This window comes from [Scytonema hofmanni] UTEX 2349, from assembly GCF_000582685.1.
Taxonomy (GTDB): Bacteria; Cyanobacteriota; Cyanobacteriia; order Cyanobacteriales; family Nostocaceae; genus Hassallia; species Hassallia hofmanni.
The window spans coordinates 153,734-175,012 of record NZ_ALWD01000002.1 but is presented as its reverse complement, the minus strand read 5'-3'; the positions used below and the strand labels follow the sequence as shown (position 1 = coordinate 175,012).

The following is a 21,279-nucleotide window of genomic DNA, read 5'->3' as shown; positions in this document are numbered from 1 at the left end:
ATACACAAACCTCGCATATGATTGCCTAATCCTACCAAGTAAGGCGTTACCAAGGGAGAAATATTTTCTATAATGAGCGCATGAGAATGGTTAAATTAGTTAAGAATTCAGCATGACGATTGAAACACTGAGCCACTCTTTGGCTATCAGCAAATGTAAAGAACTGGCGGCATTAGTATCTCGGCACACTGACGGCAGGGGGAACGGTGTTCATACAACGCCGATCAATCAGTTAGAATTCATGCGGGAATCTGATGCTTCCACAGCAATGCGTGGTGTCTGCGAACCGATCCTCGGCATTGTCGTTCAGGGCAAAAAAGAAGTGTTGCTTGGTGAGGAAACCTATTGGTATGGCACAGCTCAATATCTGGTTGTCTCGGTTGATTTGCCAATCTGTGGATTTGCTGTAGAGGCGACACCAGATCAGCCATATCTGGGATTTAAGCTGAACTTAGACCCAGTCCAACTCTGTGACATTATTGCCCAAACCAACCCAGGCATGGATAAGAAGGAAAACTCGGTTAGAGGCTTGTTCATCAGCAATGCCGAGGATCGGTTGATTGATTCTGCCATCAGGCTGACACAGCTTTTGGATACACCACAGGATATCCCTTTTCTAGCACCGATGATCATCCGCGAAATCTATTACCGTCTTTTAGTGGGTGAACAAGGCAAAGCTGTCCGCCAGATTGCCACATCTGGCAGCAATATGCAGCGCATTGCTGAGACGATCAAACTAATCAAGGCTAATTTTACAAAACCGATGCGGGTTGAGGATCTAGCTGAACAAGCTAATATGTCTGCGTCATCGTTCCATCGCCATTTCAAGGAAGTAACCTCAATGAGTCCGCTGCAATATCAAAAACAATTAAGACTATTCAAAGCGCGTCACCTGATGCTTGCCGAGAATGCCGATGCGACCAATAGTGCCTATCAGGTCGGTTATGAAAGCCCCTCACAGTTCAGCCGCGAATATTCCCGTATGTTCGGTGCACCGCCAATTAAGGATATTGAACGTTTACGGATAGCCTGAACATAGACCGACTGTCTTTTTCTAAGAAGATAGAGAATCACATTTTCGGGTCAAGCTTCGGGTAATTAGTGTAACCGCATCCCTACTTATTAAGCCGAATCCACTTTGCTCAATGCCGGGTACATCGGGTACATCTGCTGCCAATGTTTTGGTTTGGGGTATGAGTCAATTTGCTTTTCTGCTTTGAGTTCGTACAAACATCTGTGGCTACCGCCACTAATGAGGGCGGAAACTTTAATTTTCACCCTCATGGTTAGAACTAATAACAAATAGACATCTCCAAAATAGAATCATTTTCTGGTAAAAGAGTATAAAATTCTCTTTTTCCAACAAAAACATGAGTGGCATACTGAGTTATATTCAAGACAACCCCCAAGAAACACAGCGATTAATAGGTGTAAAATATGAGCAACTAGAACAACTAATAAAACAGGCGATCGCCTTACACACTGAAAAGCAACAGAAAATAGAAGTTGAGAAAATTAGAATTATAAATAAAGGTGGTGGTCGGAAAGTAAAATTATCTAACGAAGACCAAATTCTTTTAACTTTGACGTATTTAAGACATCTGACAACGTTTCAATTATTAGGTATACAGTTTGGAGTGAGTGAATCAACCGCCAACGATACATTTAATTACTGGTTTCCCCTGTTACAGGAACTATTACCATCAAGTTTACTTGAACAAGTAAAAAAAAACCCAAGTGACTATGAGATAGTGCAAGAAATTTTAACCGATTATGAACTTATAGTGGATAGCGCCGAACAGCCTAGAGAGAGACCGGAAGAGTATAAAGAGCAAAAAAAGTATTACTCTGGTAAGAAGAAAAATCATACATTTAAAACCAAATTACTGTTCTACCTGATGGGAAAGATATTGTTGATATAATTGCGGGACAAGCAGGACCAAAAAGTGACATAACTTTGTTTAGGCAAGGAAAAAAAGCTTTAATAAAAATCAAAAATTTCAAGGAGATAAAGGTTATGAAGGAGAACCATCAATTAAAGTTCCGACCAAAAAAACCAAAAAAAGGAGAATTGACATTGTCACAAAAATTGAAAATAAAGAACTAGCCTCTGAAAGAATATTTGTCGAACATTTAATTCGTATGATTAAGATATTTAGAGTCGCTTCGGAAAGATTTAGATTAAATCCAAGTAAATATAGAAAAAATAATCATGACGATATGTGGACTTGTAAGATTCCGAATAGGAACCTTAGTATTTTGAATATAAAATACTGCTATTTTTCCTGCTTATGATTAGCGCACATAGGTACTTACTTTTGCCTTATTATCGACATAAACTGTCTCAAACCCTGATTTTAGCGTTGAGAGTGGCTGATATTTGCAATTGGCGATCGCCCGTTGAAAGCCAGTCATAGAAAGGTATTAGTATTTTTCGGAGATGTCTAATCAACTAAATCCAGAACTAGAGCAGCTGACCAAGAAACCTCCCAAGAAGCAACTCAAGTTGAAGAGCAAGCAATATTTGATATTGACCCCGAATTACTGGGTTCAGAATATAATCAAATCCGCCGCCCCGTCTTGCCTTATGGGATTGTCATCAATGATAACCCCGCAGGTATTCTCATTCCAGAAGATCAACTGGAAAAGGCGAATTGGTTTGCTATGCCTGATGATGATGACTTAACTACTGTCACACTTAGTGAAGACGTGACTGGTTTGCTACTCACTAAAGCCCGAATTCTTGTCTTAGGCTTTGTACCTGAATACATTCGCTATAAAAGCGACGCCCCCGATGTCGGTGGCAGTGTTGTTGGACTGTACGATGAGTACAAACTAAACCTCGACAAGAAAACAATGGATGTTGTGAGCGAACACGCCCTGGTGTTCTTGGACGAAAACAATCGTCCAATTCATTCAACTCCCATTGTGATCCGCTTTAAAAACGTAGCTCTGTGGAGCTTCAAAGCAGCTCGTGACGAGTTTTACCGACTACTTGAAAAAACATTTTCAGATTTCTTCAAAGTACCATTTAGCGGTAAAAATGACAAATGGCGCTCATTGGGGGTTATTGATTGCCAGTTTAAAGCTGTTAAGGAAGGCGAAGGAAACAATAAATCTTACTGCTGCAAAACCCTCAACTATACAAAACCAACAATTGATAACCTATCGCAGCTTTATCTCGGCAGACCCCAACACAAAAACAGTATCTGGAATCTGCATGACACGATCGCTGGATTTACAGAAACATCAGCCCTACCAGTCTCTTCTGAACCTGAAGTCAAAGTTCTCCCTCCAGCCGGGAAACCAGCAGAGAAAACCAAGACTTCTACAAGCAGTCATAACAAACCACCTCGGAAAATCAACCAAGTTGAAGAGGATGACGACTTTGAGGATGAGCTTGAACTTGACGAGGAATCGGAGTTCGACGACTTTGATGATGATTTTAGCGATGAGGATGAAGCATAGTCCGAATTAGCTAAAAAAGATCCCCAGCACCATTCGTGACTGGGGGAATCTTTTTTGGCAGCACCAAGAGTGCATCCCATTGAATAATCATTATTTGCTATTTTTGTCAATTAATTGACTACTGGTTAACTGATAATTTTGACCATTGAAGCAAAAGAGCATTTGTCGAAGTCGGTTGTTATCCACCTGCATAACCTGCAAGCAAGGTAAAGCCGTATCAGAGCGATGTCTAACGACAAGCCGCTCCGCGTCTACGCCAAGCGACTCCTCTGGAGCATTGCCAACTTGAAACAAAGGCTGATGCTGTGGTAAGTAAGGGTTCAAATAACTCGAAAAAACCTGGCTTAACTGCTCATTTTTACTAATTAGATAGCCATTGTACAAACATCCTGCTGCTCCACAAACACCGGAGTTATTGTAATCAAGAACAACCAATTTTTCAGCTTTTCCTTTTACAGTCCAAGCCAGCACATCCGCAGTTGCTTGAGTCGGATCGAGTTCAGTATTTTGTTGAACAATTTGTTCTAAAGTCTTGACAGAAACTACAGATAATGCTTCCTGCCAAGATACCGTTGCGGCACTAGAACTACAACCAACAGTTCCCAATAATAATGAAAGCAACAAGAAAACCCCAAGCCCAAAACGGAACCAACGGGCAAGTGACATCCAGCAGCTTGGAGGTTTAGAAACAGGGGATGAAGATAAAACGTGATGTTTTGGCAATTTTAGTTTTGGCACTGATTTACCTCTATTTCGCGTTAATAACCTTGATATTTTTGGGTGGTGTGATTCCTAACAGTTGCAACGCCCAGATGTCCTCTTCTGCAAATTCCCAAGACGAGCCTTGAGATCTAGATTGGAAGGTGGCACGGAACTTATCTATTCCTCCCAACTTGTCAATGGAGTAACGCAGTTCGCCCAAAGCCAGCTGTCGCGCTACTTGCAACGGCACTACACGGTGGTAGGGGTAAAAGTCATTCATGGGATTAGAAAGAAGAATCTGGCACGATTTGCCCTTGAGAGAAACCAACAGAGAAAATGGCACAGAGGCTTCTTCGGTATAAGCATCCAGCAAGCGGTATTGAATACCTTTTTCTGAAACAGCCGTTACTAGTTCTGTTCTCACAACACCAATACTTTTAGGAACGCAGGCGATCGGAACCTCTATTTCACTGCTTTGGCTGTTTGTTGGGGCAAACAACCCGCAGATCAAGGAAATCATCAGGACAGTCAACACGCCCCAACTAAACTGCAAAAACCTTCTTTTTATGAGTCTTTTCATTGAAATTCACGCCTCGGATCGCAACATTACTAGGAGTTTGAAACCTCAATTGGCGTAAAGCCTAAGCCAGACAGGAACGATGCTAGTTGGTTTTTTACTTTCATTGGCAGGACTTTCGTTTTTCTTTCCTAGTGAGTAAGTTCTAATTGGCTTGCATAAGTCCAAATTGAGCCGGATTGACAGCACGCTGGTACAATGCTTGCTCTTACTGGTGGGCTTGCATAAGTCCAAATTGAGACGGGTTGACAGGGCTACCATAGGAGCGGGTTTCAAAATACAGGTGTGGTTCTGTTGACAATCCCGTGCTGCCAATTCCACCAATCACTTGCCCTTGAGAAACTGTGTCTCCTGGGTTAACCTTGACGCTTCCAGATTGCAGGTGAGCGTACCGAGTGGTTCTACCGTTACCGTGGTCGATTTCAATCCAATTCCCGTAGCCGCCACCGCAGCTGCTCTGACCTTGACTACAGTTAGAGACAACCGACTTAACAACACCACCATCAGCTGCTTTGACCGAGCTTCCAAGAGGTGCGGTATAATTAATACCATTCTGCATTTTCCGCACACCAGTGACCGGGTGAGTCTGCCAACCGAAATTACTGGTTATTAGCCCGTTTGAAGGTTTGACATAGTTGTTCGTCGCTTTAAGGGCTGATGAAGAATTACTCGCTCCACTTTTTTGCGTTGTAGGAGACGTAGGAAGACTAAAGGACGCAGAAGCAGTAGGAGTACAAGCAGTGTTAGTCAAAGTACCACCCGCCTCTGACTTGTATCGTTTCAAAGCGTCAAAACCATAAGTGTAAATACTCAATCGACCATATATATCGCTTGCACCAGAGTCAACTTTGGAGTATTCGCCCCCAAAATGTTTCTGCGCTACTCGCTCAATTAAGCGATACCTTCGGTAAGCTTCGCTAACAGGTAGGGTCTCCAAAAGAGAATCGCCTAAGTAAGGCTTCCCAGTTTTAGGATCAATCTGCTCAGATGTAGAAGCAATCTTGTCTCGCAACGAAGCTTTGAAGACTGCTTCTTGATCCGCAGGGGGATAAAACTGAAAAAGTTCTTGCTTCGTTATCTCCCCGCCAGAGCGAATTTTCAAGAGCCACGCCTCACCACCTGGTTTACTGCTAATCACCTTCACCGCGTAGGGGTTGTAGGACATATCTTGGTACTTTCCTAAAGCACGCCCACAGTTCTGTCCTTTATCAGCACAAACATAAAGACCGAAACCATCAGACTGATCATTACTTTCGATACCAGCGATCGCACGACCTAAAGCATCTAGGTTGATCCCTTGCAAAGATGCCCCAGATGTTTTCGCAGAAGAACAAGGTATATTAGCAGTGGAAACAGCATCTTGAACAGGTTTGGGTGTCGATGCTGATGAAGACATCACTTCTGGTTGAACCTGAGTCGGCATGTAAGCAGCAGTAACAAGCCTTTCATTCAAAGTCCCCACAAATATTGGAGAATTGACCCGATAAGTGAAGAAGGGAACTGGTCCAATAAAGTAAGGCGTACATCCGCAAGGACTGCAAAACCGGAAAAACAAAGCAGTGGTAATGCTATCGGTCGTTTCATCCGTATCCCAAATCACCACTTTAAAAGAACTGCCAAACGGCAATCTCCCGGTTGGCTCTTTGCCACCGTTAAAACCTTTTAAACAGCCCCAACCTCCCTCTACTTCCTGGTATTTACCCGAAATCCACTGTTTTCCTTCCAACGATCCGCGAGCTGCTCGACCTTGATTTTCTAAATCGTCAAGCTCAACGTAGGCACAATCATTTCCCTCACAGGGAACTGAAAACCCCTGGACATCAGAGCCAGAAACGGTATTAGTTCGTTTAGCTTCAGCTTTGCCATAAACCATATCGATCCGCATTACCAAACTGCCAAGTTCAGCAATGGGATTAGGCATCGCAGCCAGAGGCAAAGTGTTCAGTCCTGGCACGTCTTTAATAAAAGTGTTCTGCCAGCCTGTAAACTGTTGGAGTGGTGTGCTGTCTAAATTAGGAATGGAAGAAACTGAGTAACGGCTCAAATCTATTTCCCCAAGCTTTAGTTGCCCTAGTTGAGGATTTTGAGCTAGTACTTGAGCAATTTGAAGATCGGATACATCGCCCACAGATGACGTGCCAAGCAAAGCAGCAACTGGAGCAACATCTCGGACATTAAATTGTCCCGTCATCGGCACTGCTTTAACTAATTGGTCTAAAGTCTGCTCGGCAACCAGAGTAAAAGTACTCAAAGCAACCTGATTTAAATTCAAACCCGTAGCTTGTGCGATCGCCCCAACCGAAAGCAGTTCAGGTTGCAAAGCTTGGCTTACATCCCCCAGCTTCATATATTGATCGGGAGTTTGCCCAGTCTGCCAGCTGCGGCTTAAGTCGTAACCAACGGCTTGCGTGTACTCACTAGCATTAATGCTACCGGATTTACTAATCGGCGGCATCTGACTGAATGTTATCTGCTTCCAATCCGGTAAAAGAACATTCGTTTTAGTGGGATTTCCTTGTTTCTCAGCACTCTTGACTTCCCAAATCCGTGTAGGCAGACTTCCATCACTAAGAGTCTGTCCCACCGCACTTACCGGAAATGTTAGAAAACTGGAAATGATTAAAAAGGCAGAAAATATGCAAGTCAGAAAGCGCCAATATCTGGGTAATCTTCTAATCATTGTCGGTTCAACACTTTCTTCAAAAGTTGTCTTTGACGGCAGCAAAAATGTTTTCAAAAAATAGATAAAAGTAGTATTCGTTTTTGGAAGTCTCATAAAGAACCTTCAAATGATTTGTAGCTACAAATCATTCAAAATTGACAAATTAAATTAACCAACACTCTTTAAAAATTGGTTCTATCAACGGGAAGAATTTTCAGTCAGGCTATCAGCCGTTAGGCTGAGTTAAAAAAATTGCGAAGTCCGACAAGGCTAGCAGCTACACCATCGCAGCGCTTGTAGTTGCGCTTCGCTCTTCAGTTCAAAGAAAGAGAACTCCGTTCTTCAATCTCGACTTTAAGTCACTGATAACTAGAGAAAAATCAGGGCTAACGCCCTTTAGGATTAGCCAGCACGTTCACATACGGACGTAGCTGAGTCCAATTCTATAATCCATATAAACCAATGAAACAAACATTAGAAAAGCTGTGGGAACAGCATGGTGAAGACCATTTTATAGAAGTCCTCAGTGACTTTTTAACAGAAAAACAAAGCGCAACAATTGAAGGCACTTCATGCTGGACATTACTCAAAGTTCCACCTGAGTTTGACCCAGACAATGTGATTGAAGCAGCTTATAGTTGTCGAAAGCCCAAACTCAAAATGTCGATTGCAGAACTGAACGATCGCTTTCGCCAAGGTGACACCAGTTTGGGCATAACCTGCATGACTCGTAACGTCCAAGCCCTCCCAGTTAACAAATTAGCCCAACTCATTCAACTGGTGCGTAGCTTTGACAAATTCACTTCTAATAATGACCCGTATAATGAACACGATCTAGCGGTGGTTGAACTGGACGGAATTCGATATTTTTACAAAATCGATTACTACGACCGTGAAGCGTTCCGCAAAGGTCAAGATTTGGGTTCTGATGATCCAAGCAACCCCGATAAAACTTGGCGGGTTGGGTTGTTAATGTGTGCAGACGAATACTAAAAGCACCTGGTTTTCGGTACATATTTAACAGGTAACTGCTTGCTATTATCCTTTCTCATCTGTCGATAGTGCGCTGGTAACATTCTTTTATTTACCATGAATACCTCTTGTGAAATTCATTTATATTCTTGTTTTTTGACTTCAATGGAAGTCATTTTTTTTCATTTTTATGTTTTTATATGATTAACTCCTTGATGTTGAAAACTACAGCATATTTCAGGTTGCAGGAGGTACATGCATAAAACCCAAAATCCTGTAGAGACGTTCCGCCGGAACGTCTCTACGTGTATTCAATAAAAATGCAATCTGCTGTAAATCAACAAAACAATTTCATGGCAACAAGTTGTCTCCCACTCCTCCACCCATTGGCGCGGTTCTCTGTAAGCAATATTTATCATCAACTCCTATTAACAAAGAGCCATGAATTTAACTTTAAACACAAACGATGTGCAGTACCAGCTGGTGCAGGATGCCCAAACCCTGAAGTCCGCGTGTCAGTCTTTAGCCACCGCCAAAACCATAGGGATTGACACAGAAACAACCGGACTAGACCCCCGAACTCATCAACTCAGGCTGGTGCAAATAGCAGCTTCGGGAATGCCCGTAATGATTGTGGACTTAGCCGCCATTCCCGCAGATAAACTTAGACCCTTAAGACAACTACTAACTAATGGATCTACTAAGGTTTTTCACAATGGCAAGTTTGACTTATCTTTTCTGTCGATGGCTAATTTACAGCCCACTGGTCCTTATTTTGACACTCAACTAGCATCCCAAGTCCTTTTCGCTGGCTTGAAAAAGAGCCATACCCTAGCTGCCCTAGCCGACAAATTTTTAAAGATAGAACTTAATAAAAACCTACAACACAGCGATTTTTCTGGGAAATTGTCGAATGACCAACTAAAGTACGCTGCTATTGATGCTGCCATCCTGCTCCCATTGCAAAAAATTCTATACACTCATCTCAAACGGGCTTTTTTGCTGCCAACCGCCTTTTTAGAATTTGAAGCAATGCCAGCTGTAGCAAAAATGGAGCTAAACGGAATGCAGCTAGATCACCAAAAGTGGCTTGCTGTAAGTTTAGACTTGGAACAGAAAAAGCAAGCAGCAGTTTTGCAGCTAAAAGAACTAAAAATCAGGCATTCGGATCAACTTTCCTTACTACCAGAATACACAGATTGTGTGAATCCTGAGTCACCCCAACAAATTTTGGCAGCCCTACAATCTCTCGGTATCCCCGTTGACTCAACTAGCAAAAAAACCCTAATCCCACTAGCTAACCAATACCCAATCATCCGATCGCTATTGGACTACCGCAAATTATCAAAACTCACATCAACAAATCTTAAAGAACACATTCATCCTGTTACAGGTCGAATACATGCACAATACCGTCAATGCGGTGCCCGTTCGGGTAGGTTCAGCTGTCTATGCCCTAATTTGCAAAACATTCCGCGAGATAAGGCAATAAGAAGCTGCTTTGTTGCTTCTGGTGGCTACAAAATCATTAAAGCTGACTATAGCCAAATCGAACTGAGAATAACAGCAGTACTCAGTAGCGATCGCCTTCTTCTCAAAGCCTATAAACAAGGGCAAGACTTGCACGCCGTTACCGCTTCCCTGGTTACGGGAAAACCTCTGTCCTCTATTACACCAGAAGATAGACGGTTAGCCAAGGCAATCAATTTCGGCTTAATCTATGGCATGGGAGCTTCAAAACTGCAAGTGTATGCCGAAACTGAATACGGTATCATTATGACACTTGAAGAAGCACAGATTTTCAGAAAACGCTTCTTCCAAGCTTACTCAGGTGTAGCCAAATGGCATGATAGAATTCGTAGCACCGTCTACGGCAGAGGAATTAAAGAAATCAGGACAATCGGTGGACGGCGACGGCGCTGGGCAAATAAACCTCGTCTTTCTGAACTGTTAAATCACCCCGTACAGGGAACGAGTGCTGATATTACCAAAATCGCCATTGCCAAGCTGTTCAAAGCTTTGGGTAAAACGGATGCGAAGTTAATTGGCACTGTGCATGATGAAATTTTACTGGAATGTCCAGAAGAACAAGTTGCACCTGTGAGCAAGATTTTGCACAAATGTATGCTGTCAGCAGCGGCACAATTCCTCAATCCTCTACCTGTAGAAGTGTCCATTCAAGTTGCTCGCAGTTGGAGCGCTTGAGCAGGAATAGCAGTTTTTGGCAGCTTATCATGATCGGGCGATCGCCTCCTTATTTTCGCCTCACCGTTTTCACTCTCCACTCATGAGACTTTTGATTTATTAAAGAAACTTTTCATTGCGATCGCTCAATTGTCACGCTAACTAATCGTAACTAGCAAGAGCGAATGACGAGCAAGTGCCGATATTGCGGCTAGTTACGATGAGACTTATGATAAAACGCTGCTCCGTGCTGAGTGTAGGTTGGTTTGGCAACTTGAACGGGTTTATTCAACTCACCTCGGCGATATCGGGCAAATAAACTGCGCTCCGTTGGATCTAGCATTGACCAAATAGTTTCTCTGGCGATCGCCGTCACGGATGATGCATGTTCCTCTGCTGCTTGGAAATCTTGGGCAGCGATCGCTCTTTTGATTGCACCTGCGGTCAATAGTAAAAGACGGGGACTGAGGCTAAACCGCGCTACAGACTGCTCCAACGCTAAATTGTAGAGCTTCGCTCGTTGCTCAAAAATATTACGCTTCCAAGTTTCCGCTTCTCTGAGCCGCTGTTGATAAGCATCGTAGACCAGAGATAAATCCGTCGGCTCCTGGGTAAATCCTAAAAGCTTCCACCAGGTTTTGTAGGAAATTAGATCCTTGATGCGTCTATTAATTGTCTCCTGGATATCTTCTGTTGGAGAGGCTTCTCTACGAGAGGCTCCGCCGTTTTCATGCGCGGAGCGCTGTACGCCAACAGGGGGCAGGTGAAGTTTGTAGTTCTTGTAAAAGTTTTCTTCTGCCCAGGCGATCGCTGATTTAAATTCACGTCGGATGCTTTTTTCTATCCACTCGCGGGTCTGAGTAGAACCACCAGGCAGCGCCTCTAACAGATAGCGATAATAAACTTGTACATCTACTTCCCAGCCATGCTTATCGCCAAATAATATTGAATCATACCAATCTTCTGGTGGGAGGTAGCCCCACTTTTGTAGAAAGGCAAGGTCAATCTCGGTATTGGGGGCTCGCTTGTTGTATAAGCCAACGATTAGTTCTTTTAGAAACTTAAAGTGGGTGCGCTGATCTGGGGAAAGAATTTCTTCTAGTTTGCCTTTTCGTGGTACTAAATCTATTTTCTCAGGTTCAAAAACATGTCCGCAGTGAGGACAAATCATCAAAAAGGCGTAAATCTCTTGTCCGCAACTGGGACAGGTTTTAGTGGATATAGGCTCGTCGTCATCGCTATGAGTGTGCGGACACAGGCTGATAGGATATCGCTGGGTGGGCAGTCCTAGCCGCTTAATGTTGCCGCAATAATCGATAATCCAGCAATCTTCTTTATTTTTGGCAATCCTCAGCCCGCGTCCGACCATTTGTATAAACAGCGCCCTTGATTTAACGGGACGGCAGATTAAAACACAATCAGCAGATGGCTCATCGAAACCTTCACAAAGAACTGCTACCGAAACCAAAATCTTAATTTCACTTTTGGTAAACTTTTCAAAGATACAAGAGCGATCGCTTTCTGGAGTTTCACCAATAATGATTTCAGATAAGTAGCCTCGGCTTTTTAACTTGAGAGTTAAATCAAGCGCTTGTTTGACGCTAGCGCAGAAGGCTAGAACCTTACGCTCTCCTTTTGGATCGCGTTCTGAGTATTTGTTAACAATTTCAAGGTTAAGCGCTTCGTCACAAACCTCGGCTATTGAGGCATCTGTAAATTCGCCAGTATCCCGGCTTACTTCTAATTTGCTTTCATCAATCAATCCCACATACCCAAACTGACGAGCGCGGGATAAATGCCCCAAATCGATAAGCTGCTGGGGGTAAGGAGCGCGAACAACTGCCTCAAATACGTGGCAGTACCCCTCTTGCTTTTTTGTCCGCCAAGGTGTAGCGCTCAACCCCAAAAATAGTGTTTTGGAAAGCGCCCAAATTCCGCCAGAGTACTGATTTAAGATTCGCTGATATGTTGAGAAATAGCTGCTTGTGTGTCCTTCATCCAGAATTACCAAATCGATGTCTGGTGGTAGCTCACGACGATGGAGGCTTTGGAGCATCGCGACTTGTACGGGCTTACTATAATCTGGCTTACCTTCCGAAGCCCAAATGACGCTGCAATCAATGCCGTGGAATTTCTGCAACGTGTCTTGGGTCTGCCGCACAAGTTTTGTGCGATGCACAAGAAATAAAACTCGCTTACCTTGTCCAACATAATCGGCGATAATTTGAGATGCGATCGCTGTTTTACCCGCACCGGTTGGCGCATAAAGCAGAACCGATTTCAATCCGATGTGAAAAAATTTATAAGTATCGAATATTACTTGCGTCTGGTAGTCCCGTAGTTGCAACATATTAACCTCCCAAAACCGCGCTGTATTCGGCGAAGTCAGTAGTCAATATAGCGCTTAAGTAACCTAATATGCCGTTTCTTGTCCCGTTGATCGCTGCTGCCACGAGCCTTGATGCCGACTTGAGGCGATCGCTACTTAACTATTACGCCGTAAGTCCCCCACTGAATTTGGTACTCCGAATCAGTGGCGGGATATAAGGCGGGTGATAACGATTGCATCCAGCATTTGTTTTTGCCTAGCAAAAACAAATGCTGGATGTATGATAGCGAAGCGTTAGCGAGTCATCGAGCGTCGGAATCACCAATTATTTTATTCGGCTACTTTACCGCAATATCAATTTGTGTTAAAGTATTGCTATCAAGGAGGTGATGTTGAGTGTTACACAAAGTTGTGCAAGTCCGTTTATATCCATCAAAAGAACAAGAAATACAACTAGCTCAAACATTTGGTTGCGCTCGTTGGTGGTGGAATTATGCTCTAAATAAGTCGATTGAAACTTATAAGGAAACGGGCAAGGGACTTAGCCGTGTAGCACTCAACGCGTTTCTTCCTGCGCTCAAAAAGGCAGAAGAGACTGTATGGTTAGCCGATTGTTATAGCCAAGTTTTGCAAGCTACGACACTTAATCTGACCACTGCATACAAAAACTTTTTTGAGAACCGCGCTGGATTTCCTAAGTTCAAATCTAAGTACGGTAAACAGTCTGTCCAATATCCTCAAAACGTCAAGATTGTAGATGGCAATGTTAAACTCCCTGGCAATATCGGGATAGTCAAAGCCAAAATACATAGACTAATCGAGGGTAAAATCAAGACTGTTACTGTGAGTAAAACGCCTTCTGGTAAATATCTTGCATCTATACTGACTCTTGTAGAGGGTGAGAACCCGATTATTTCAGAAGGTAAAATATATGGGATTGATCTAGGTTTGAAACACTTTGCGGTTGTTACTGACGGTGAGAAAGTTTCTAAATATGACAATCCTAAGCACCTTGCCAAACACGAGAAAAACCTTAAACGCAAGCAGAAAAAATTAGCACGTAAACAAAAAGTAAGTAAATCAAGGAACAGGTATAAAAAAGTTGTTGCCAAGGTGTACGAGCGAGTTACTAATTCGCGGCAAGATTTTCTACATAAACTTAGTTATAAGTTGGTCAGCGATAGCCAAGCTGTCATAGTAGAGAATCTTCATATCAAAGGCATGGTACGCAACCATAAATTGGCAAAATCAATATCTGATGTTGGTTGGGGAACATTCACTAACTTTTTAGCTTACAAACTAGAACGCAAAGGCGGGAAGTTGATTGAGATTGATAGATGGTTCCCCAGTTCCAAACTCTGCTCTAATTGTTTCTATCAAATCATTGAGATGCCGTTGGATATCCGTGAATGGATTTGTCCTCATTGTCATACTCATCATGACCGCGATGGAAATGCAGCAGCGAATATTAGAGCAGAGGGTATCAGAATGATAAAGACGGAAGGTTCATCCGTCTCTGCTGTAGGAGGGGATGTAAGTCCTAATCTTGGGCGAAAGTCTAAGTTTAGGCACTCCCCCGTGATTACAGAAGCCGACACTGTACAAGGCAAGCTCCAAGTCAGTGTGGGTAGTTCACTCGACCTATCCCGATAATTTGGATCACACGCAGATTTTTGTCAGATGGCATTTCCTGTTTTATATGCAAAATGTCCTCAGTGTCGAGCATCGATGCCAACATTTGAGGAGTGAGGATTGCGTCAATTCAATACTTCTAATACCAAAGGTTTAGTATCCCCCTGACAAATCCATGCTCCCCAGTAAAAAGGATGCTCAAACGGCGTGTCTTCTTCTTGACAATCAATTTTACTGTCTGTCGATAATTCCTTAACTGACAACAGTTCTTTCAGTACCTCAATCCCCAAAGCTGATTTCCGCAATTTAGCAACCGTAATTTTACGTATATTACATTGTGCATCTTGTAGCGCCTTCGCTCGATTCATCCCACTTCGCAAATTGTCGAAAAAACGCTCCATCAGCAATGCAGTTACTTTATCAGGCACTTTCCACAAGCTCATCACTAACGTTTTTGTTCCCGCAACCGCAAAAGCGCGACGCAATCCAAAGACACCTTCACCTATTTTAATGTCTCCTCTGGCGGTGTCGCAGGCAGATAGTACGGTAAGTTCATTTGCCCACAAATCTAAAGATGCGATATCCTGGGCAAAGACAAAGCCTTTACCTGCTTTTTTGGGGAGAGTTCCCCCGAATAGCCAAGTATTAGCACCGGCTAAAGCAAGTCCCGATCGCATCATCGGATTTTCTACTTTTACTTGAGAAAATCGCTCTAAACCTAACAAGTTGCGTTTTAAAGTTGGTGGTTGTTGGGAGTCGGGTAAGAAAAGACCGTGAGTAGCAATAAGCATGATAATGGGACATTGACTGCTTGTTAAGCGGGTTTCCAATGCTTCTGCTTGCATATACAGTCGTGCGTTTTGAAGTTTTTTAGCTACGCTTTCACCAAGGAACCTTGTACCGAGTGTGCGAGATAAGCGATCGCCCAAAACTTTGAGCAATTCTCCTGTTGGTGATGCTTCAGATGCAATAAAAGTCTTGACAAAATCATTGTTATCTGGTATATAATCAATATCTGTTGCTAAGTCCACCCCGAAATCAAAATCAGGGTCAGCTATAACCAAAGGTGCGATAGGCTCTGCTTTACTAAAGGCGATCGCATTGCGCGTTAATTGAATTTTTGAGCGTAAAATATCCCGTCCAACACCCAGGTAACTAATAGTATATTCATCCATCAATAGGTGCGTACCTGTCTTATCAAGGGGTAATATTTGAAATGGTAGCAAGTTCAAATCCCCATCGGGTGCAAGTATCAGATGTTTGCAATCTTTAACTGCATTGCGGATGGGCTGAAAAAGCATTTCGCACAGTTGGGTTGCTGTTGTTGGGTTGTACGGTTTGATAGGTAATTTTGGTACAGCAGCAGCTTTTTTAACCCACCCTAAAGTTATTTTAGTATTGTCGGTGCAGTGCGATCGCAACCCACTAATTAGGTTATCGATGGGTTCTACTTCCCCTAAATCAACCATCTGCACTGCATCCGGTTGTCCTGCTTTGAGGATAAATGCCAAATAGCGTGCGGGATACCATTGCGCTTCCATTTTTGCTGGGACTGCCTGAAAATTGAATACGTCAAAGCGGACAAATTCGACCAAAATAGAATCGGGGGGTAATGCTGCTGCAACTGCGTATCTGTCAGCAATTTGTTCGGATAACTGAATTTCTGGAACTTGAGCGGCTAATTCTTTTTGTAAGTTGTTATATTTAGTTTGCAGTTGCGCTAAGTTTTCTTGGTATATGGTAAAATCATCAGTCTCGGAAACTGCAAAAGTTTGATGAATTATTTGGTTGCTCAAATCGTTGAGTTCACGGAATTTTTCTGTAAGATGGGGATAGCGATCGCTATAAAGAGCTTCATTTTGAGCAGCGAGTGCGGATGCAGTTAGAGCTTTGCGTTTGAGGATAAAATCTAACGCTAGTTTTTTGGCTCTTTTGGAGTGAGAAAGATGGTTGTAGACTAAAGAGAGAAATAAATTAAAATTATTTCTGATTTTTTGCAGAAAAGCCAGACGGTCATTTTCTGAACTAAAAGAGAATATATTGCTAATCATCTTGTCATTGATTTCGCTTGCTTGGATGCGACATGACAAGGCATCTATAGGACGTTGGGTAGCAGTTAATAAAGTTGCTAAATTATTTAAACTCAATGCCACAGCAGGATGTTTATCTCCTAACAGACTTTTTCTCAGAGATAAAGCTTCTGTGTAATGTAATTCGGCTTCTTGATAGCGTCCTAGAGAAAAGTATATATCTGCAAGATTGTTTAAACTGTTGGTAATATCGGGATGTTGTTCACTTAATATCGATTTTCTAATTTCTAGTGCTTGTAAATGCATTGATTCAGCTTCAGAATAACGTCCTAAATTACCATAAATTGTTGCTATATTATTTATGGTGCTTGCTACTTGCGGATGCTTATTTCCGAAGTTAGTTTTGACAATAGACAAAGCTTCTAAAAATAATGGCTCTGCTTGTGAATGTTTATATTGAGCATCGTATAATACTCCTAAATTATTGATAACCGCTGCAACGTCAGGATGCATTTCTCCTAGCAAGCGTTTACTCATAGAATAGGCTTCGAGATAGATTTGTTCGGCTTGGGAGTAGCGTCCTTGTAAGTGATAAATTCCTGCTAGCTTGTTTAAGCTATTTGCGATATCAGGATGCTCTTGTCCGAGAAGATTTTTTTGAATTGCTAATGCTTCTAAATACTTTTGTTCGGCTTGAGAGTAAAATCCTTGTAAACGGTAAATTATTCCTAAATGACTTAAACTATCGGCGACATCGGGATGTTGATTTCCTAATAAACGTTCGTACAGAGATAATGATTCTAAACATTTTTCCTCTGCTGCTTGGTAGCGCCCTTGATATGTGTAGAGAACTGCGAGATTATATAAACTAAGGGCAATATCTGGATGTTCGGAAGTTAGCAAGCGTTTTTTGAGAGTATAAGCTTCTACATACATTCGCTCGGCATCTTTATAACGTCCTTGTTGAAGATAAACATCTCCTAAATTACTCCAACTCATAGCGACTTCGAGATGTTCGTCTCCAAAGAACCTTTTTCGCATTGCTAATGCTTCTAAATTCATTTTTTCGGCATCTAAATACCTTCCCTGGTTTTTGTAAATATCAGCTATGTTATTTAATGTAATTGCCACATAAGGATGGTCAGAGCCTAATGTTTTTTTACATAATTCTAAGGCTTTGCTATAGTTTTCTTCGGCTTGAGAGAAACGCCCTTGGGAGTTATATAATGCAGCTAAATTGTTAAAACTAACCGCAATATACCAATGTTCCTCACCCAATAAACTTTTTCGCATATTTAGGGCTTCTAAATGTATTTTTTCAGCCTCCAAATAACGCGCTTGATTTTTGTAAAGTACTGCTAGGTTATCCAAGCTTTGAGCAATATCAGGATGTGAGTCTCCAAATAAGCGTTTTCGCATATCTAAAGCTTTAATGTGCATTTTTTCAGCATCTAAATAGCGTCCTTGCTCTCGATAAACTTCTGCAATATTTTCGAGATTAGTTGCAATCTCTGAATGCTCTTTACCCAGATAATGTTTCCAAATATTCAAAGCTGCGAAAAAGTTACTTTCCGCTTCTAAGTAACGTCCTTGTGAGACATAAAATGCTGCAAGATTGTTTAAACTTTGTGCAACATCGGGATGTGAGCCAAACAAGCGTTTTCTCATATTTAAGACTTCGATATACAAGGGTTTTGCTAACAAAAAACGTCCTTGCATTCGATATAATTCTGCTAAGTTATTTAAGCTATCTGCTAGAGCAGAGTGTTCTTGAATATTTTCTCGTCCTAGCTTTATCGCTTGTTGTGTAACGATTACAGCTTGCTCAAAATTCCCTTGCTCAACAAGTTGCACTACTTCTCGGTTGAGTTGATTTAATTTTTCTATTATTTCTTTCATCTGCTGATTTGAGATGCTTATATATTTTTTGGTTCTTAGTTGTTATTTTATGCAAAATTTTGCGTAAGCGTGAGGGGAAGAGAAATTGAAACGAGAACTAACAAGTAGATAGCTAACTGTTGCGAATAGTTTCCATCCCCGTGAGGGGAAGAGAAATTGAAACCAGTTGTCGGTTCTACTAACCAGACACAACAAACAGGTTTCCATCCCCGTGAGGGGAAGAGAAATTGAAACCTAAGGGATATAGGTGGGAAAACCCCATATCGCACATGGTTTCCATCCCCGTGAGGGGAAGAGAAATTGAAACTCCTAATCTTACAAAAGGTGGACTACGAGAAGCAGCTATGTTTCCATCCCCGTGAGGGGAAGAGAAATTGAAACTTTTTTTTTTATGGCTCTTAAAAGATTTATAATGTTTCCATCCCCGTGAGGGGAAGAGAAATTGAAACACTACGATATCAGTATCAAGGCAATGCGCTCTTCTAAGCGGTTTCCATCCCCGTGAGGGGAAGAGAAATTGAAACTCAGTAGTATCTTTCATATTTGCACCATTATGTGCATCGTTTCCATCCCCGTGAGGGGAAGAGAAATTGAAACACAAGTTCCAAGAACAGCCTCCGCACAGGGACTCAAGTTTCCATCCCCGTGAGGGGAAGAGAAATTGAAACTAATAACTAGAGACAGATTTCCTACACAAGTAACTTGTTTCCATCCCCGTGAGGGGAAGAGAAATTGAAACCTCTGAAAGTTACCGTATCCGCTGCGTTTATTGCTCAAGTGTTTCCATCCCCGTGAGGGGAAGAGAAATTGAAACTCAGCGGAATTGTGCAGCCACACCCTGGCGATGTAGCGTTTCCATCCCCGTGAGGGGAAGAGAAATTGAAACGAGAATACCAAATCACGGGATTTGGCACAACTGAAGGTTTCCATCCCCGTGAGGGGAAGAGAAATTGAAACCAATTTGCTGAGAGAATTGTGCGAATTGACTCTGGAGGTTTCCATCCCCGTGAGGGGAAGAGAAATTGAAACCTGCACCTTCTGCTTTCAGCCTACACCGCAAAAGTTTCCATCCCCGTGAGGGGAAGAGAAATTGAAACCTATCGGTGTCCCAACTGAATTCAGGGTACAAGAATGTTTCCATCCCCGTGAGGGGAAGAGAAATTGAAACCCTACCCTTTTGAAACCCTTTTCAGAAGAGACTTTTAGACGCCTAAATCTGAGGGGGTAATCTAGATAGGCAAATAGTTGATAATAAGTCTCAATAAAACTTAGAACAACCACCCTCAAACACTTGTGGAACAAATCATCTGAGGGGGTCAACGAAAGAATAAGGGTTACAGCCATCGGGATACCCCCTCAGAAAATTTAAGTATCCAAGGGAAGAATGAGTACTTTTACTCTCAATTAAAAACTTGAGATTCAATTTTCAAGGTTCTGTAATTATAAACAGTAGTATAACAAAGTACTTGAAATTTGGAAAGCCTGAAATATTAACTTTTCACCAAACAAGGCAAAAGGTAAAAGAAAAAATGGTTTGAGAGCAACTAAATTTACTTATGGAAAGAAATAAAAAGATTTGTTTCTAGACAAGCAGTCCACTCGTACAAGGTGTCCTTATTAAATCCCCGCTCCTGCAATTTATCGGGATTATCTTTTGACTTTTGACTTTTGACTTTTACCTTTTGACTTTTAACTTTTACTTTATTGTGCAGTTACCATATAATCTGTATACCAAACCTGATATTCTCCGCATTCAGTCAGGTATTTTAGTAATTCCATAAGATGACTTGCTTCTAGTTCCAATGGATCATCATTTTCTTGCGGTAGCCACTGCAAACCAGATATATCCTGGGTAATTACTGCCAAAATTTCCTCTTTTCCTGGCGCACCTTCAATAGGAAATGACGTAATAGGTGAACCCTCTTGAGGTAAACTTGTTTTACCAGTTTCTAACTTGGGTTGTGGCGCAAAACACGAGGGACAAAAACACCACATTTGCCCCGATGTGTCTTTTTGTAATAAAAGTAAATATCCAGGAGTTTCAAAATTAATTTTAAATTGAATATAACTGCCTACACGCACGGATTTGTCATAAACGCTAGAATGCCAACCCCAAGCGAGTGTTTCCTCTGTTACTAACACTAATCCCATTTGTTCGGTGGGAGAACCTAGTGTTTGCAGATGTTGCCAAAGTTCATCAATAGGTGTTAGTTGCTGGGTGTCTTCATCTTTGGGAGAAGCTACTATATCTTGCCAATTTAAGTTGATTTCTTCACAAATCTCAATAAATATCTGACGTTTAACTGGTTTACCGTTAAAAAAATTGTTGATGGTTGACCAAGATGCAATTCCTCTCTCGTTAACTAGAGACATCTGGGTCATGTTTAGATATTTTAAAGCTTTTCTGGCTCGTATAATACCTTCTGCTGATGCAACAAGAGAAACTCCAGGCATAACAAGTTAAAAGTTAAAAATCAAAAGTTAAAAGAGAATATTGTCTAACTCATATACGAAGTTGTATACATTTGTCAATAAGTAGGCGTAATTAAATATAAGATAAAACCTCACCCAGCATAAGGGCTTCCCTCTCCTTACGCTCGTCTACGGTGTACACACAAGTTATCGAATCACTACCAGTCCTCGAATTACCCCACCCTAACCTGCTTTAATTGCTGCTTTAGTAATTGGTTTAATCAGAATCACTACCAGTCCTCGAATTACCCCACCCTAACCCTCCCCTTGTAAAGGGGAGGGAACTAGATAGATTTCTTTTTCCCCCCAATAAACGGGGGGATTAAGGGGGGTAATTCGACTGTTCTAACGC

At 42.0% G+C, this 21,279-nt stretch carries 14 protein-coding genes, 1 pseudogene and 1 CRISPR repeat array; of the genes and pseudogenes, 8 read left to right on the top strand and 7 right to left on the bottom strand.

The genetic code is table 11. The features are described from left to right. Positions 1 to 112: 112 nt before the first annotated feature. Positions 113 to 1,033, top strand: a complete 921-nt coding sequence (locus TOL9009_RS0100915) for an AraC family transcriptional regulator (RefSeq protein ID WP_029630518.1) — start codon at positions 113 to 115, stop codon at positions 1,031 to 1,033. A gap of 89 nt (positions 1,034 to 1,122) precedes the next feature. Here TOL9009_RS0100915 and TOL9009_RS46730 read toward each other — a convergent pair whose 3' ends face one another. Further along, positions 1,123 to 1,284, bottom strand: a complete 162-nt coding sequence (locus TOL9009_RS46730; protein WP_186227442.1) for a hypothetical protein — start codon at positions 1,282 to 1,284, stop codon at positions 1,123 to 1,125. Positions 1,285 to 1,370: 86 nt separating this feature from the next. Here TOL9009_RS46730 and TOL9009_RS48680 point away from each other — a divergent pair, with 86 nt between their 5' ends. From TOL9009_RS48680 to TOL9009_RS46725, 3 genes are all read left to right on the top strand, one after another. After that, on the top strand, positions 1,371 to 1,922 hold the full coding sequence (locus tag TOL9009_RS48680; protein WP_072022070.1) for a helix-turn-helix domain-containing protein: 552 nt from the start codon (positions 1,371 to 1,373) through the stop codon (positions 1,920 to 1,922). Between the two features lie 112 nt (positions 1,923 to 2,034). Next, positions 2,035 to 2,295, top strand: a complete 261-nt coding sequence (locus TOL9009_RS48675; protein ID WP_260675812.1) for a transposase family protein — start codon at positions 2,035 to 2,037, stop codon at positions 2,293 to 2,295. 225 nt (positions 2,296 to 2,520) lie between these two features. Further along, positions 2,521 to 3,468, top strand: a complete 948-nt coding sequence (locus tag TOL9009_RS46725) for a DUF5895 domain-containing protein (protein ID WP_051502723.1) — start codon at positions 2,521 to 2,523, stop codon at positions 3,466 to 3,468. Between the two features lie 90 nt (positions 3,469 to 3,558). Here TOL9009_RS46725 and TOL9009_RS37320 read toward each other — a convergent pair whose 3' ends face one another. From TOL9009_RS37320 to TOL9009_RS0100885, 3 genes are all read right to left on the bottom strand, one after another. After that, the gene (locus tag TOL9009_RS37320) at positions 3,559 to 4,206 is read right to left on the bottom strand and encodes a hypothetical protein (RefSeq protein WP_051502722.1); all 648 of its coding nucleotides are present in this window, start codon (positions 4,204 to 4,206) and stop codon (positions 3,559 to 3,561) included. 10 nt (positions 4,207 to 4,216) lie between these two features. After that, positions 4,217 to 4,750, bottom strand: a complete 534-nt coding sequence (locus TOL9009_RS0100890) for a hypothetical protein (protein WP_029630517.1) — start codon at positions 4,748 to 4,750, stop codon at positions 4,217 to 4,219. A 205-nt stretch (positions 4,751 to 4,955) separates the two neighbouring features. Next, complete coding sequence (locus TOL9009_RS0100885) at positions 4,956 to 7,523, bottom strand: M23 family metallopeptidase (RefSeq protein WP_199341258.1); 2,568 nt, start codon at positions 7,521 to 7,523, stop codon at positions 4,956 to 4,958. A 348-nt stretch (positions 7,524 to 7,871) separates the two neighbouring features. Between TOL9009_RS0100885 and TOL9009_RS48280 the strand changes: the two genes are divergently transcribed. Both TOL9009_RS48280 and TOL9009_RS0100875 read left to right on the top strand, forming a co-directional pair. Then, positions 7,872 to 8,402 carry a DUF3768 domain-containing protein gene (locus tag TOL9009_RS48280; protein ID WP_199341257.1) on the top strand — a complete coding sequence of 177 codons (531 nt, stop codon included), beginning with the start codon at positions 7,872 to 7,874 and terminating at the stop codon, positions 8,400 to 8,402. Between the two features lie 420 nt (positions 8,403 to 8,822). Then, positions 8,823 to 10,586 carry a bifunctional 3'-5' exonuclease/DNA polymerase gene (locus tag TOL9009_RS0100875; protein ID WP_029630511.1) on the top strand — a complete coding sequence of 588 codons (1,764 nt, stop codon included), beginning with the start codon at positions 8,823 to 8,825 and terminating at the stop codon, positions 10,584 to 10,586. A gap of 190 nt (positions 10,587 to 10,776) precedes the next feature. Here the strand turns inward: TOL9009_RS0100875 and TOL9009_RS0100870 are convergent, their stop codons facing one another. Beyond that, a complete protein-coding gene (locus TOL9009_RS0100870) occupies positions 10,777 to 12,915 on the bottom strand; it encodes a DEAD/DEAH box helicase (protein WP_029630509.1) in 2,139 nt (712 codons plus the stop codon). A gap of 68 nt (positions 12,916 to 12,983) precedes the next feature. On the opposite strand from TOL9009_RS0100870, the gene TOL9009_RS48670 reads away from it, so the two are divergent. Together TOL9009_RS48670 and TOL9009_RS37315 are read left to right on the top strand one after the other, a co-directional pair. Then, positions 12,984 to 13,112, top strand: coding sequence for a hypothetical protein (locus tag TOL9009_RS48670; protein WP_260675810.1), 129 nt, complete (start codon positions 12,984 to 12,986; stop codon positions 13,110 to 13,112). Positions 13,113 to 13,290: 178 nt separating this feature from the next. Beyond that, positions 13,291 to 14,525: pseudogene (locus TOL9009_RS37315) on the top strand (RNA-guided endonuclease InsQ/TnpB family protein). Between the two features lie 126 nt (positions 14,526 to 14,651). Here TOL9009_RS37315 and TOL9009_RS37310 read toward each other — a convergent pair. Beyond that, the gene (locus TOL9009_RS37310; RefSeq protein WP_038295553.1) at positions 14,652 to 18,455 is read right to left on the bottom strand and encodes a CHAT domain-containing protein; all 3,804 of its coding nucleotides are present in this window, start codon (positions 18,453 to 18,455) and stop codon (positions 14,652 to 14,654) included. A gap of 57 nt (positions 18,456 to 18,512) precedes the next feature. After that, positions 18,513 to 19,623: a CRISPR direct-repeat array (repeat unit 35 nt; unit sequence GTTTCCATCCCCGTGAGGGGAAGAGAAATTGAAAC). A 533-nt stretch (positions 19,624 to 20,156) separates the two neighbouring features. Further along, complete coding sequence (locus tag TOL9009_RS0100855; protein WP_029630507.1) at positions 20,157 to 20,909, bottom strand: DUF4384 domain-containing protein; 753 nt, start codon at positions 20,907 to 20,909, stop codon at positions 20,157 to 20,159. Positions 20,910 to 21,279 lie beyond the last annotated feature (370 nt).

Coding starts and splice junctions, on each gene's coding strand:
- TOL9009_RS0100915 (WP_029630518.1), top strand. CDS start 113: ATGACGATTGAAACACTGAGCCACTCTTTGGCTATCAGCAAATGTAAA.
- TOL9009_RS46730 (WP_186227442.1), bottom strand. CDS start 1,284: ATGAGGGTGAAAATTAAAGTTTCCGCCCTCATTAGTGGCGGTAGCCAC.
- TOL9009_RS48680 (WP_072022070.1), top strand. CDS start 1,371: ATGAGTGGCATACTGAGTTATATTCAAGACAACCCCCAAGAAACACAG.
- TOL9009_RS0100890 (WP_029630517.1), bottom strand. CDS start 4,750: ATGAAAAGACTCATAAAAAGAAGGTTTTTGCAGTTTAGTTGGGGCGTG.
- TOL9009_RS0100885 (WP_199341258.1), bottom strand. CDS start 7,523: ATGAGACTTCCAAAAACGAATACTACTTTTATCTATTTTTTGAAAACA.
- TOL9009_RS48280 (WP_199341257.1), top strand. CDS start 7,872: ATGAAACAAACATTAGAAAAGCTGTGGGAACAGCATGGTGAAGACCAT.
- TOL9009_RS0100875 (WP_029630511.1), top strand. CDS start 8,823: ATGAATTTAACTTTAAACACAAACGATGTGCAGTACCAGCTGGTGCAG.
- TOL9009_RS0100870 (WP_029630509.1), bottom strand. CDS start 12,915: ATGTTGCAACTACGGGACTACCAGACGCAAGTAATATTCGATACTTAT.
- TOL9009_RS48670 (WP_260675810.1), top strand. CDS start 12,984: ATGCCGTTTCTTGTCCCGTTGATCGCTGCTGCCACGAGCCTTGATGCC.
- TOL9009_RS37310 (WP_038295553.1), bottom strand. CDS start 18,455: ATGAAAGAAATAATAGAAAAATTAAATCAACTCAACCGAGAAGTAGTG.
- TOL9009_RS0100855 (WP_029630507.1), bottom strand. CDS start 20,909: ATGCCTGGAGTTTCTCTTGTTGCATCAGCAGAAGGTATTATACGAGCC.